Annotated in this window: 13 protein-coding genes; 5 read left to right on the top strand and 8 right to left on the bottom strand. The window is 67.0% G+C overall.

What is annotated here, in order from left to right:
- The 8 genes from ACNO8X_RS01315 to ACNO8X_RS01280 all read right to left on the bottom strand — a co-directional run bounded on the left by ACNO8X_RS01315 (position 1) and on the right by ACNO8X_RS01280 (position 8,551).
- On the bottom strand, positions 1 to 207 hold the full coding sequence (locus tag ACNO8X_RS01315; protein ID WP_064860584.1) for a hypothetical protein: 207 nt from the start codon (positions 205 to 207) through the stop codon (positions 1 to 3).
- Positions 208 to 388: 181 nt separating this feature from the next.
- Positions 389 to 2,248: an adenylyl-sulfate kinase gene (gene cysC / locus ACNO8X_RS01310; protein ID WP_418003824.1), complete on the bottom strand. Its 1,860-nt coding sequence runs from the start codon at positions 2,246 to 2,248 to the stop codon at positions 389 to 391.
- Positions 2,248 to 3,189 carry a sulfate adenylyltransferase subunit CysD gene (gene cysD / locus ACNO8X_RS01305; protein WP_418003823.1) on the bottom strand — a complete coding sequence of 314 codons (942 nt, stop codon included), beginning with the start codon at positions 3,187 to 3,189 and terminating at the stop codon, positions 2,248 to 2,250. The genes cysC and cysD overlap by 1 nt, the downstream gene beginning before the upstream one ends.
- Positions 3,186 to 3,986 (bottom strand): trehalose 2-sulfotransferase, encoded by an 801-nt coding sequence (stf0, locus tag ACNO8X_RS01300; RefSeq protein ID WP_043985860.1) that lies wholly within the window; start codon positions 3,984 to 3,986, stop codon positions 3,186 to 3,188. The genes cysD and stf0 overlap by 4 nt, the downstream gene beginning before the upstream one ends.
- 62 nt (positions 3,987 to 4,048) lie before the next feature.
- On the bottom strand, positions 4,049 to 5,422 hold the full coding sequence (locus tag ACNO8X_RS01295) for a sulfatase (protein WP_418003822.1): 1,374 nt from the start codon (positions 5,420 to 5,422) through the stop codon (positions 4,049 to 4,051).
- 135 nt (positions 5,423 to 5,557) lie between these two features.
- Complete coding sequence (locus ACNO8X_RS01290; protein WP_418003821.1) at positions 5,558 to 6,277, bottom strand: NUDIX hydrolase; 720 nt, start codon at positions 6,275 to 6,277, stop codon at positions 5,558 to 5,560.
- Positions 6,278 to 6,303: 26 nt separating this feature from the next.
- On the bottom strand, positions 6,304 to 6,789 hold the full coding sequence (locus ACNO8X_RS01285) for a hypothetical protein (RefSeq protein WP_418003820.1): 486 nt from the start codon (positions 6,787 to 6,789) through the stop codon (positions 6,304 to 6,306).
- A 97-nt stretch (positions 6,790 to 6,886) separates the two neighbouring features.
- The gene (locus tag ACNO8X_RS01280) at positions 6,887 to 8,551 is read right to left on the bottom strand and encodes a purine-cytosine permease family protein (protein WP_418003819.1); all 1,665 of its coding nucleotides are present in this window, start codon (positions 8,549 to 8,551) and stop codon (positions 6,887 to 6,889) included.
- A 98-nt stretch (positions 8,552 to 8,649) separates the two neighbouring features.
- Here ACNO8X_RS01280 and ACNO8X_RS01275 point away from each other — a divergent pair, with 98 nt between their 5' ends.
- The 5 genes from ACNO8X_RS01275 (at position 8,650) to ACNO8X_RS01255 (ending at position 13,004) form a co-directional block, all read left to right on the top strand.
- Positions 8,650 to 9,297, top strand: a complete 648-nt coding sequence (locus tag ACNO8X_RS01275) for a phosphatase PAP2 family protein (RefSeq protein ID WP_418003818.1) — start codon at positions 8,650 to 8,652, stop codon at positions 9,295 to 9,297.
- Positions 9,298 to 9,344: 47 nt separating this feature from the next.
- Complete coding sequence (locus tag ACNO8X_RS01270) at positions 9,345 to 9,995, top strand: L,D-transpeptidase family protein (RefSeq protein WP_051954405.1); 651 nt, start codon at positions 9,345 to 9,347, stop codon at positions 9,993 to 9,995.
- A 221-nt stretch (positions 9,996 to 10,216) separates the two neighbouring features.
- The gene (locus ACNO8X_RS01265) at positions 10,217 to 12,169 is read left to right on the top strand and encodes an Hsp70 family protein (protein ID WP_418003817.1); all 1,953 of its coding nucleotides are present in this window, start codon (positions 10,217 to 10,219) and stop codon (positions 12,167 to 12,169) included.
- A 100-nt stretch (positions 12,170 to 12,269) separates the two neighbouring features.
- Positions 12,270 to 12,521 (top strand): hypothetical protein, encoded by a 252-nt coding sequence (locus ACNO8X_RS01260; RefSeq protein ID WP_156127068.1) that lies wholly within the window; start codon positions 12,270 to 12,272, stop codon positions 12,519 to 12,521.
- A 72-nt stretch (positions 12,522 to 12,593) separates the two neighbouring features.
- Positions 12,594 to 13,004, top strand: a complete 411-nt coding sequence (locus ACNO8X_RS01255; RefSeq protein WP_418003816.1) for a PASTA domain-containing protein — start codon at positions 12,594 to 12,596, stop codon at positions 13,002 to 13,004.
- Positions 13,005 to 13,132: the final 128 nt, after the last annotated feature.

Genomic DNA, 13,132 nt, shown 5'->3' with positions numbered 1-13,132 from the left:
TTAGTGGAGCTGCTGGTACTGGTGCTGAATCGGCGTCCCGGGCTGGGGAGCGCTGTTCTGGTGCGCGACGATCTGGTGCACCGAGATCGAGCCAGTGTTCGGCGCGGCGTGGGCGGACGTGGCCAGGCCGATCGCGATCAGTCCGGGCGCGACGGTCAGGCCGACGACGATGATGAAGTAACTGACCCAGCGGGTGACGATGCTCATCTGAATTCTCCTGCTGCTGTGGGCTTTTGAGGTTGACTCAAGAGTCCCGCAGCAGGCCCCCGCTGTCTGTCCACCAGCCGGCCCTCAGCAGGATGAATCCCGTGTCCCCCAATCGGGGGACACGATGCGATTTCGGCGTGATTTGTGGCGGCGAGCGCGACAAATCACGCCGAAATCGTGACTAGCGGAGGGTGTTGAGCGCCCCCAGCACCTGGGCCACCAGGGTGTTGATGTCGGCGCCGGTGGTATCGACCACCAGGTCCGGGTTCTCCGGCGGCTCGTACGGGGCGTCCACCCCGGTCAGGCCGCGCAGCTCGCCGGCCTTGGCGCGGGCGTAGAGGCCCTTCGGGTCGCGCCGTTCGCACTCGGTGCGTGGGGTGGACACGTAGACCTCGATGAACGGCAGCTTGGCGACGGAGCTCAACTCGCGGGCGGTGTCGCGGTCCGACTTGAGCGGCGACACCAGCGACGCCAGTGCCACCACACCCGAGTCGGCGAGCAGCCGGGCCAGGTGGCCCACCCGGCGGATGTTCTCGGCGCGGTCGCCCGCGGAGAACCCCAGGTCGTCGGACAGCCCGTGCCGGATGTTGTCGCCGTCCAGCAGGTACGCCACCTGCCCGGTCTCGACCAGCGCCCGCTCGACCGCGACCGCCAGCGTCGACTTCCCGGATGCCGGCAACCCGGTGAACCAGATGGTGGCGCCGCGCTGCCCGGTACGTGCCCACCGGTAGGACCGGTCCAACGATGAATGGTGCCAACGGATATCGCTGCGTGAGTGGGTGCCGAGCTTGACCTCGCGCGGCTCGGTGATGGTGCCGGCGCCGACGGTGTCGTTGGACGTCTCGTCGATCAGGATGAAGGCGCCGCTTTCGCGGTTGCCGCGGTACGGGTCGGCGACCACCGTCGAACTGGTCCGGAGCGTGACGGCGCCGATGTCGTTGAGTACCAACTCGACCGGCTGATCGATGTCGTCGAGCGTCTCGGGATCGAGCCGCGTGTGCAACGCCTGCACCGTGGCTCGCACGGTGCGGGTGCCCTGCTTGAGCGCCAGCCGGTCACCGGCTCGCAGCGGGGTCTCCGCGAACCAGCACACCGTCGCGTCGAGTTCGCGGGCCAGTACCGGAAGCGACGCGTTGTCGGCGCTACTGACCAGCACATCACCGCGGCCGACGTCGATGTCGTCGGCCAGTTCGATCGAAACCGACAGTGGGGCAACGGCAGTGGCGCGGTCGTCGTCGAGGGTGTCCACGGCGGTGACGGTGGAACTGGTTCCGGCAGGCAGGCTCAGCACGGTGTCGCCGACCTGCAGCGTGCCGGCACTCAGGCGGCCGGTGTAGCGGCGCCGCTGTTCGGCGGTGGGCCGGGACACCCACTGGATGGGCAGCCGGAGCTTGGCCGGCTCGGGCTGGGGCGCGCTGAGTTCGATGCCCTCCAGATACTCCAGCAGCGTCGGACCGTCGTACCACGGGGTGTGCTCCGAGCGATTCACGACGTTGTCGCCGTGCTTGGCGGCCAGCGGGATAACCGTCAGATCCACCGCGCCGAGTCGAGCCGCGACCTGACCGAGTTCGTCGTGCACCGCGTCGAACCGCGCCTGGTCGAAATCGACCAGGTCGATCTTGTTCACGGCGGCGGCGAAGTGCTTGATACCCAACAGCTTTGCGATGCGGGCGTGGCGCAGGGTCTGCCGCAGCACGCCGGCCCGGGCGTCGACCAGCAGGATGGCCACGTGCGCGTTGGACGCGCCGGTGAACATGTTGCGGGTGTACCGCTCGTGGCCCGGGGTGTCGGCGAGGATGTAGCTGCGCGACTCGGTGGAGAAGAAGCGGTAGGCCACGTCGATGGTGATGCCCTGTTCCCGTTCGGCGCGTAGACCGTCGGACAGGGCTGCCAGGTCGGCCACCCCGTCGTCGTCGGTGACCGCGTCGAGGTGGTCCAGGGGCAGGCTGTCGGTGTCGTGCAGCAGCCGGCCGATCAGGGTGCTCTTGCCGTCATCTACGGAGCCGGCCGTGGCGATCCGAAGCAGCTGTCTCGTGCTCATCAGAAGTAGCCCTCTCGCTTGCGGTCTTCCATCGCTGCGACCGAGGTCCGGTCGTCGGCGCGGGTCTCGCCGCGTTCCGACACTGTGGCAGCGGAGATTTCGTCGATCACACTCGCGATGTCAACGGCTTTCGACCGCACGGCGCCGGTGATGGTGAGGTCGCCGACGGTGCGATAGCGCACCCATTCGACGGCGGCGGTCTCGTCGCCGGTCGGTTGGGTGTACTCCGACACCGCGAGCAGGATGCCGTCGCGCTCGAACACCTCGCGTTCGTGGGCGAAGTAAATCGACGGCAGCTCAAGGCCTTCCAGCTCGATGTAGCGCCAGATGTCCAGCTCGGTCCAGTTGGAGAGCGGGAACACGCGGACCTGCTCGCCCCGGCGGATACGGCCGTTGTACAGCGACCACGGCTCGGGCCGCTGCGCACGCGGGTCCCACTGGCCGAACTCGTCGCGGAAGCTCAGGATGCGTTCTTTGGCGCGGGCGCGTTCCTCGTCGCGGCGGGCCCCGCCGAACGCGGCGTCGAAGCCGCCCGCCTCGAGCGCGTCGAGCAGGGTGCGGGTCTGCTGCCGGTTGCGTGATGCCCCCGGCCCGGGATCGGCCACCCGTCCGGTGTCGATGCTCTCCTGTACCGACCCGACGAGCAGCTTGTGCCCGACGCCGGTGGTACGGCGATCCCGGAAGTCGATGACCTCCGGGAAGTTGTGGCCGGTGTCGACGTGCAGAATAGGAAAAGGTAGAGGCCCGGGGCTGAATCCGATGTCGCCGGCCTTCCGGCCCCGGAAAGCCTTCTCCGCCAACCGGAGTAACACGATCGAGTCCTTGCCCGCCGAGAACAGCAGCACCGGGCGCTCCAGCTCGGCCACCACCTCGCGGATGATGTGCACAGCCTCGGCCTCGAGCAGCCGGAGCTCGTCGACATGGATACTTGCGGTGCTCATACCGGCAGTCCTTCCTGTTCGGCTTCGGCGCGGTAGCGCTCCACCCATTCGTCCGAACGCTGATCGGCCTGACGTTCCAGCACCGGTCTCGGTGCGAGCCTGCGGTCCTGGCCGAGTGCCTCGAGCACGTCGCCGACGACCTCGGTGAGGTTGCGCCACAACACCGGATAGGGCACTTCGATCCGGTTGACGTTCTCGTCGAGGAACCATTTCTGCCAGCCCTCCTCCTGAGCGCGCAGCATCCGTACGACGTGCGCGATGGCTCCGGCGTGGTACTCGGCGCGGGCGTCGCGCACCGGGTCCGGGCGACCTCGCCACACGCGGGTCTGCACCGCCCGCCAGAACGAGACCGCCTGAGACACCACGTCGGGCCGGTGGATGTGGATCAGGACCGGATCGGAGCCGACGACGTCGCGGATGGCGGCCAGCAGCCCGTCACCGGAGCGGTCCGGCAGATCCGCGGCCCGACGTTGCAGCTGTGCGGTCTGGTTCCACATGAGCTTGCCGCCCCAGATGCCGTTGGGCGTGCGGCCGGCGGTCTGGATGTAGTCACGCCAGATCGTCGCGGGCGCCAGTTCGGGCCTGCCGTCGATCAGTGGATCGAGCAGCCGCAGGATCGATTCGTCCTCGGTGTCGGCGAACCATTCCCGTGGCTGCGGCGACATGCTGGTGTGTGGCAGGTACTGAAAGAACTCCTGCGGTTCGCCGGCCACACCGGTGGCGCGCAACGACTCAACCAGCAGCGTGCTGCCGCTGCGCTGTGATGCGAGGACCAGATAGGCCGTCGATGCTGTCATGGCGCAAGAGCCTAGCTTGCGTCGAAATCCCTTGCAGAAGGGGATTTTTCGCACACTGAGTATTAATCTTGCGAGGTTGAATCCGGGTTGATTCCGCGGTCGGACGCCGCTGCGGACCGGCTTGACGCGGGGCGCCCATGGAGGCTCAGATAGGTCCCGGTGAAACGGTTCGAGATCTGTGTTCCGGTGAAATCTGAGGGTATGACGTCGCCCGTCTGCTGCCGCCAGGTGTTGAGCTTGAGTGCCAATTGCGCTGCCACTGCATGATATTCGGGTTGCACGTCGAGGAGCAGGTTGTGCCGCTCAGTGGGGTCGGCGTGTAGGTCATACAGCTCACGGGCCGGACGCGGGTCTGAAATGGCCGGCTGTACTGCCCGGCCGGGTGGGCTGTCGGCGATGTCCCACGGTAGATCCAACAACGGACGCGAAGCATAGTTCTCGATGTAACTGAAGTCTTTTGTTCGCACTGCGCGAATGGGGTCGAACGAGTCGTGATAAGTCTTGGCGGTGTAAACCTCGGTGCGGATTTCGGCGCCTGCCGCCGTGCGGACCAGCGCCTCCGCGTGTGAAAGCCCTTCCACCTCAACCGGAACCGGCACGCCGAGCAGATCGAGCAGCGTCGGCAGCAGATCCACTCCGCTGAACAGTTCGTCGTAGACATGCGGCTCGATTTCGGCATCCCGCGGTGGCCGCACGACCATCGCGATCCCGGTCCCGGCGTCGTACAGCGTCGACTTGGCCCGCGGCAGAGCCGGCCCGTGATCGGTGAGGAACACCACCCAGGTGCTGCGATCCAGCCCTCCCGCCTCCAGTGCGTCCAGCAGTCGGCCCACCGCCGCATCGGCGACGGCGATGGACCCGTAGAACTCGGCCAGGTCGTCGCGGATGGCATCGTTGTCGGGCAGGTAGTCGGGGACGGTGACGGTGTCGCTGGCGGCGGGCTCGTAGCGTTCCCGTGGGTACGGCCGGTGGGTCTCGAAGAACCCGGCGGTGAGCAGGAACGGTTTCTGCGGTGGTTCGCTGAGCCACCGCAGGGCCTGTTCGACGACGTACTCGCAGTAGGAATTCGACACGTCGAACTCGTCGAAACCCAGCCGCGACGGGAACGACGTCTCGTGCTGCATCCCGAACAGCGCTGTGTGCCAACCGGATTCGGAGAGCAGCTGGGGTAACGTCTGGACGCCGGCGTGGTATTCCCAGCCGTGGTGCGCCAGCCCGACCAGCCCGTTGCTCTGTGGGTAGCGCCCGGTGAAAATGGAACCGCGCGACGGCGAGCACAGCGGGGCGGTGGCGTGGGCCCGGGTGAACAGGATGCCTTCGGCGGCCAGTTGGTCCAGCCGGGGACTGCTGACGTCAGGGTGGCCGTATGCCCCGAGATAGCGCCCGAGGTCGTGCCAGTGCACGAAGAGTACGTTCTGGCCCGGCGATGGGGACACGAGTCGGCTACCTCCTACGATTCTGCTGCCGAACCAGCCATGCCACCCTGTGTTGGATTGTTGGACAAGGGTTTTACGCTGCGCGATTTGTGCACGATTGTCCGCGCCGACCGCGGAAGATCGTGCACAAGTCACTCACCGCCAGGCGAACACCGGCTGCTCGAGCTCGTCCACGCGGTCGGGCCGCCCTTCCAGGCCGAGCCAGCGCATCTGCAGCAGGACCGCACCCGTGGGCGCGTGGATGAGGTCGTTGCCCAGCGGAATCTGCACCACCGGACGGTCGCTCTCCGGGATCGTGATGAACCGCGGCGAGTCCGGCCGTTGCAACTGGTGCAGCCCGACCCGGTAGACGGCCACCACCTCGTCCGGGGAGGGCTGCGGGTCCAGGCGGCCGCCACCCCACAGCACCACCGGCGTGATGACGTATCCGGAGCGGGTCGGGTAGTCGTCCAGTAGGCCCAGCACCGACTCGTCGGACAACTTGATGCCGACCTCCTCGTGCAGCTCCCGCAGCGCGGCGTCCACCACCGTTTCGCCGGGGTCGAGGCGCCCGCCGGGCAGCGCCCACTGGGCGGAATGGGAGTTCAGCCGGGAGGTCCGGCGGCACAACAGAAACGCCGCGCCGCCGGCGACGTCGACCATGCGGCCGTCCAGATTCTGGTCGGGCAGCGGCCGCCCGCCGATCCATTGGTCGACCGGAGCCGGGTCGATGCGGTCCTCACCGGGTTCCGAGTCCACCAGCACGATGGCCACCGCGGCGTGGCGCTTGCTCGGGTCGTCGACCACTCGCCGCCGGTGACCGGCCAAATGCGTCCCGACCTGCTCGCGCAGCGTTTCGTCGTACCGGATCGTCATCGGCCCGACGCTACGCCCCGGCCAGGTCAGGTGGTGGTGGGCATCCCACAGGCGAGGTAGACGTACTTGCTCGGGACGTCGAACGTGAACTTGCGCGCCGGTAGGGCCGCCAGCACCTCGGCCGGCAATGGGGTCTTGTAGCGCAGCGACATCGAGCCCTCGAAAGTCGGATCGATGGCGGAGATGTCCGTGGCGTCCAGCAGTAGCCCGGAGTCGTCCAGTTCGGCCTGGACCATGGTCCCGGCCGGTGCGTCCCACGCGTGGTTGACGGTCTTGACGGCCTTCTTGGGGGCCGAGGACAGCGTGCCGATGAGCCGTTTCTCCGTCACGATCAGCGCGCCGACCAGGCTGCGGAGGGTGCTCTTGGCGACCTTGCCGGGGATGTGGCCGGAGAATCGGAAGGTCACCGGCACGAACTCGGCCACGTGCAGGATGCCTTCGGCCTGGAGTTGCTCGCGGATGTCGTCGGGCACGTTTCCGATGCCGAGCATCTTGCGCAGCAGAACGGGCATGCCTTCAGCGTAGGCCTCGGGGGTGAATCCACCACGCGAAACGGCGCCGAGCGTGGACGTGTTGTCCCGCTCGGCGCCGTTCGTGGCCGTGTCGCCGTCAGGTCTGCGCAGGCAGGACGTGCTGTCCGGTCTTGTCGGTCGCCAGGCACAGCGAACAGATGTAGCCGCCCTCGGGCGAGGCCAGCATGTCCGGCCGCTCGTACTCGTGGTGGCAGTTCTGGCACAGCAGGTGCGCGTCGGACGGGTTGCCGTACTCGTCGTACATCGGCAGGTCGATGCCGTCGTCGGTGCGGCGCAGGTAGTACTTGCCCTTGGTCGCGATGGCGAAGATCGGCGGCAGCACCAGGCCCAGCACGATCGCCACCAGCGGCGAGTACGGCCGCAGCGCCTCACCCAGCCCGCCGAAGAACGCGATCACCGACAGACCCGCCGCGATCAGCATGGATCCGAATCCGACCGGGTTGAAGGCGTAGAGCATGCCGCGGCGGAATTCAGGCTGCATCGGCGAGAGCTTCAGCAGGAACTTGTTGATCGCGATGTCGCTGGCCACGACCACGATCCAGGCCATACCGCAGTTGGCGTAGAAGCCGAGGATGGTGTTCAGGAAGTCGAACATGTTGGCTTCCATCAGCACCAGCGCGATCAGCAGGTTGACGCCGAGGAACACGATCCGACCCGGGTAGTGGTTGGTGACGCGGGTGTAGGAGTTGGTCCAGGCCAGCGAGCCCGAGTAGGCGTTGGTGACGTTGATCTTGATCTGGCTGATGACCACGAGGATCACGGCCAGGGTCAGCGCCAGCCACTTGGGCAGGAAGTTGTCGTAGATCTCCAGGAACTGATGCACCGGCTGGTTGGCGACGCCGGCGCTGTCGGCGACGTGCCCGATCAGGTAGACGGCCAGGAACAGGCCGATGATCTGCTTGATGGCTCCGAAGAACACCCAGCCCGGGCCGGCCAGGATCATCCAGGTCCACCACGACCGCTTGTTCTCGGGCGTCTTCGGCGGCATGAACCGCAGGTAGTCGTTCTGCTCGGCGATCTGGGCGATCAGCGACAGACACACACCGGCCGCGAGCAGCGTCGAACCCATGTCGAAGCCCTGCGCCCCGTTGGCGCCCTGATAGGCGAAGAAGTCGTGGATCGATTCCGGATGCGAGATCAACAGGTAGCCGAACGGCAGGACCATCAGGACCAGCCACAGCGGGGTGGTCCACACCTGCAGTGTCGAGAGCACCTTCATGCCGTAGATGACCAGCGGGAAGATCACCAGCGTCGACGCCGCGTAGCCGAGCCACACCGGTATGCCCAGGCCCAGTTTGAGGCCCTGGGCCATGATCGACCCTTCGAGCGCGAAGAAGATGAACGTGAACGTCGCGAAGATGACGTTCGTGACCACCGAGCCGTAGTAGCCGAAGCCGCTGCCGCGGGTCACCAGATCCAGGTCGATGTTGTAGCGGGCCGAGTAGTAGGCCACGGGAAACCCGGTCAGCAGGATGACGACCGCGAAGATCGCGATTCCGGCGAGCGCGTTGGTGGTGCCGTACGAGATGCCGATGTTGGCACCGATCGCGAAGTCGGCCAGGTAGGCGATGCCACCCAACGCCGAGATTCCGACCACGCGCGTCGACCATTTCCGGTAGCTGCGCGGTGCGAATCGAAGGGTGTAATCCTCCAAGGTCTCTCGCGTCGCGGTCAACCGGTCCTGATCGACTTCTGGTACAGCTGTGGCCGGCGACGGCTCCTGGCTGAGGTCTTGGGTCATGGTTAGCGAAGCTATGGTCAGTTTGTTTCGTGGCCGTGACAAATATGTTCCGGCCCGTAGCGAATTTCTCGCCAGAAACAGAACTGAGAAGGAGACCGGTGACGAACCGCAACCGCTGGCTGATCGTAGCCGGGGCCGCGAGCGGTTACGCCCTGCTGTGGGTGGGCTGGGTCGCACAGTGGTCCTGGGTGACGACGCTCGACGAGTCGCTGCTCGAACCCGCGCACCGTTACGGCGTGGCGCACCCCGGCTGGGTGCTGGGCTGGCGATGGCTGTCCTTCGTATTCGGTCCGTGGACCTTTCAGATCACTGCCGTGCTGGTCGCGTTCATCGCGCTGGCCCGGCGGCAGCGGCGCACCTCGATCTTCCTACTGGTCGCGGTCGTGCTGTCGGGTTTGGTGACCGAGGTCGCCAAGGACATCGCGCAACGGGCACGGCCGCTGACCGCGCTGGCGCACGAACCGTCCTGGTCGTTCCCGTCCGGGCATGCGCTGGGCACCATGGCCGGTGCGCTGGGGCTGTGCGCGGTGTTCCGGATGGCTCAGGTGGCCCGCCTCCGGCTGATCGAGGTGCTCTGCGCGGTGATCGTGGTGGTCGTCGGGGTGAGTCGGGTGGTGCTCAACGTGCACAACCCGACGGATGTCCTCGCCGGGTGGTTGCTGGGCGGCGTGTGGTTCCTGGTGTGCCTGCCACTGCTTGCACCCAGCGGGTTTTCAAGCCGAAGCCCTATCGTGCCCAAACCTTGACCCGCCCTGGCTTGACCAGCCATCGGACCGTTCTCGACCATGGACGGGTGCGCCGACTGTTCGCTTTGCTGTGTGCTGCCGCGCTGGCGGTGGCACTGGCTCCGGTCGGCAACGCGGTGGTCACGCCGTGGTTCGCCAACTCGGTGGGTTCGGCCACGCAGGTGATTTCGGTTGTGGGCGTGGGCGGTTCGTCGGCCAAGATGGACGTGTACCAGCGCGGGCCCGCGGGGTGGGACGCCGTCGCCGTCGGCATCCCGGCGCACGTGGGCTCGAAGGGCATGGTCCCGCAGAGCCACGACGGCAACCTGCAGACCCCGATGGGCATCTTCACGCTGCCGTTCGCGTTCGGTACCGCGGCCAACCCGGGGACGGGTCTGCAATACGTCCAGACCACACCGGATCACTGGTGGGACGGCGATATGAAGAGCCCCACCTACAACACCATGCAGGTCTGCAAGCAAGCGCAGTGCCGCTTCGATACCGACCCGGCCAGCGGCACCGAGAACCTCGACATCACGCCCTACAAGTACGCCGTCGTCATGGGCGTCAACCCGCAGCGGACGCCCGGTAACGGTGGCGCGTTCTTCGTGCACATCGGCGACGGCCCGACGGCCGGATGTGTGGCGATCGACGAGGGCACCTTGGTCAAGGTCATGCGATGGCTGCAACCGGGAGCGCTGATCGCCGTTGCCAAGTAATCAGATATGAAGAGCAGCACCGGTTTTCAGCTTGAAATTCAAGTTTTCGAGCGATCTCGCCGCGTCGTCGCCCAGGCCGGACATTGCAGCACAACGGGTGCACAGGCTCAGCCGGTTTGGTCCACAGGGTGGGCACAGCGGACGAAAAGTAATCTGCGAGAACGCCGTTCGTACGTGTCACAAGCTGCGCTGACACGGTCGCGCGTTAGGGTGGTGGGGTTATGAGCCACCAGCTGGGGTTGTCGATCGGGACGACCAACCTGGTCGCGGCGCGCGTCGGTGAACCGCCCATGGTGCGGCGCGCGGTGTTGAGCCTGTTCCGCGACCGCGCGCCGCAGGTCGGGCTGCCCGCGGATGCCGTCGACGATGGAGTGACGCTCCGCGGCTTCGTCGAACGCGTCGGTGATCCGGTGCCGATGGTGGCGCCCGACGGCACGGCGTATCACGCCGATCAGCTGGTCGCCGAGGCCCTGGACGCCATGATCGAGGCGTCCGGCGGGGAGCCGCCGACGGGGCAGCTGGCGATTTCCGTTCCAGCGCACTGGGATACCGCGACGCTGCGGGCCATGCGGGCCGTGATGCGATCCAATCCGAGTCTGGCGCCCAACGGCGTACCGGCGCGGCTGGTGTCCGATGCGGTGGCGTCGCTGACGGCTCTGCACGCCAACCCGGGTCTGCCGGCCACCGGTACCGCCGCGCTGCTCGATTTCGGTGGCGGCGGCACCAGCATCACGCTGGCCGCGGCGGACTCATCGTTCGAGCCCATCGAGACCGTGCGGTACACCGAATTCTCCGGCGAGGCCGTCGATCAGCTGCTGCTGTCACACGTGCTCGCCCAGGTCAGCGGTTCCGGGGGAGTGGATACCGCGGGCACCGCGGCTGTGAGTTCACTGGAGAAACTCCGTGAATCCTGCTGTGCGGCAAAAGAACACCTGTCGGAGGCCGGGACGGCCACGGTGCCGGTGGACATTCCGGAGCACCAGGGCGACGTCGAGGTCACCCGCGCCGAGTTGACCGGCCTGTTGGACGAACCGCTGACCGGGGTGCTGGCCGAGCTCGATGATCTGTTGCAGCGCAACAAGATTACCTGGCAGGCCATCAGCTCGGTGGTCGCGGTCGGTGGCGGCGCCTGCATACCGATGGTTGGCACGCGGCTCGCCGAACATGTCGCGGCACGTGGTGCCGCGGGCACCCTTGTCACGACCCCGCAGCCCGCGCTGGATGCCGCGGTGGGCGCGGCTCTGTTCGCGGTGTACGGCGCCGACGCGGACGCCCAGACCGGGATGGCCCCCGCTGCGCTGCTGAGTGGCACCGCGCCGACCGCCGCCGTCGACGGCGGCTCGGCCACAGCGCCTGCCGCCCTCGTCACCGACCTCGAGCTGCCGGCCGACACGGCGGCCGACCGCGTGGTCAAGGCCACCGGCCCGTCGTTGGCCTGGTCCGAGGATTCCGACGGTGGCGGCGACCTGCTGCCCTACACGGGCGACGACGCCTTCGGCGACACCACGACGACCCGCGCGATCGCCAAGTACGTGGCACCGGCGGCGCCGGTGGACGCAGAACCGTCCAAGGCCTGGCAGCGGCTGCCACTCATCGTCTTCGGCGTCGCAGCCCTGGCGGCGATCGCCGCCGTCGGTGGCGTGACCATCGCGTTGACCGGCGACCGCAAGCCGGTCGCCCCGCCGACCACCGCGCCGCCGTCGATGAGCGAGTCGCCGACCCCGCCGCCTGCGCCGCCTCCCGCCGAGCCGCCGCCCAGCACGGTCACCGTCACCAACGAAGTCCCCGCGCCGCCACCGCCGCCGCCGAGCCCGACGTACCAGCCGCCGGTGACCCACGCGCCGGCGCCGACGCACACCACGACGACGCACGCCCCGACGACTACTCCGCCGCCGTCGACGACGACCACCACGCCCACCACGACCGAGCCGCCGCCTCCGCCGCCGCCGTCTACGACGGAGACGACGACCTCGGCGACGCCGACCATGACGACGAGCTATATCCGGCTGCCGTTCGTCCCTGTGCCGATCCCGATCCAGGTGCCAAAGGGGCCCGATCAGCCAGTGGAATCTCAGCCGCCGGCGAACCCGTACTACCCCCCGCAGCAGCAATATCCGTACGGGCAGTACCCGCAGCAATATCCACAGCAATACCCACAGCAGTACCCATATTGATGATTTGAACTGCGTCAATCGCTATTGACGCCAACGTCAGACAATGGCGTGAACAGGAATTTAACTTGCCCGCATATCACGAATGCGGGAACCTTGTTCTATGAATTTGGCAAGAACTCGTTTGGTGGGCCTGGTTGGCGCCGCGGCGATGGTAGCGGTCGGTGTGATCGGCGCGGTTGCCGCCGGAGTCACTGATGGCGGCGCGGTCGCAGGTTCTGACCACGCTCCGACCAACACCGTTTTCAACAAGCCTGAAGTGCCGGATGTGAACATCGGCGCGACGCAGACGTGGGCTCCGGCGACGTCAACTGCGCCGACAATGAGCGCCGCGCCGGCAATTAAGGCAGGATAGGCGCCTATGAAAACTGCATGGGGTGTTGCTGCGGCAACGTCGCTGGGTGCTGTTGCGTTGATGTGTAGTGGCGTGGCTTCTGCCGGCTCTCCACCCAATGTGGTCGGCCAGAAATTCAGTGACGCACGGTCTGCGCTGTCGAGCGCGGGTTTCAAGCCGTTGGTGTCGACGACGGTGGGCGATCAGCTCCAGTGGCCGAGCTGTGTGGTGACCAATCAGGTCGCCCGCACGGTCTCGGCGCCGGCCAACAGTGGCGGTTCGAGCAGCAATCAGGTTTTGCTGTCGCTGAACTGTGAGGCCGCGTTCGCGACCCCGGGCAGCCCCGGCAACTCGCTGGGTAGCCCGGCGGGTTCGCAGGCCTACGCCTCTGCGTCGGCATCGGCCGCTGCGGCTGCTTCGTCGGCCTCGGCTGCCGCGGCCGCTGAAGCGGCCGCCGCCGGCCAGGAGGGCCAGGTCTGGGAGGGTCAACAGTCCGGACGCTGAACCTGAACGGCTTGTTACCGGACGGTTTCAGTTTTTTTCGGCGGTGTCGAATACCCGGCTGATTGCAAAACCGGGTACTCGGCATTGCTGATTCGGAGAGTTCTTCATGGACTCGCTGGCTGGCACGG

It is taken from the genome of Mycobacterium sp. PDNC021, assembly GCF_048282635.1.
Classification (GTDB): Bacteria; Actinomycetota; Actinomycetes; order Mycobacteriales; family Mycobacteriaceae; genus Mycobacterium; species Mycobacterium llatzerense.
The sequence above is the reverse complement of the archived record's forward strand: the minus strand, read 5'-3'. Positions and strand labels throughout refer to the sequence as shown.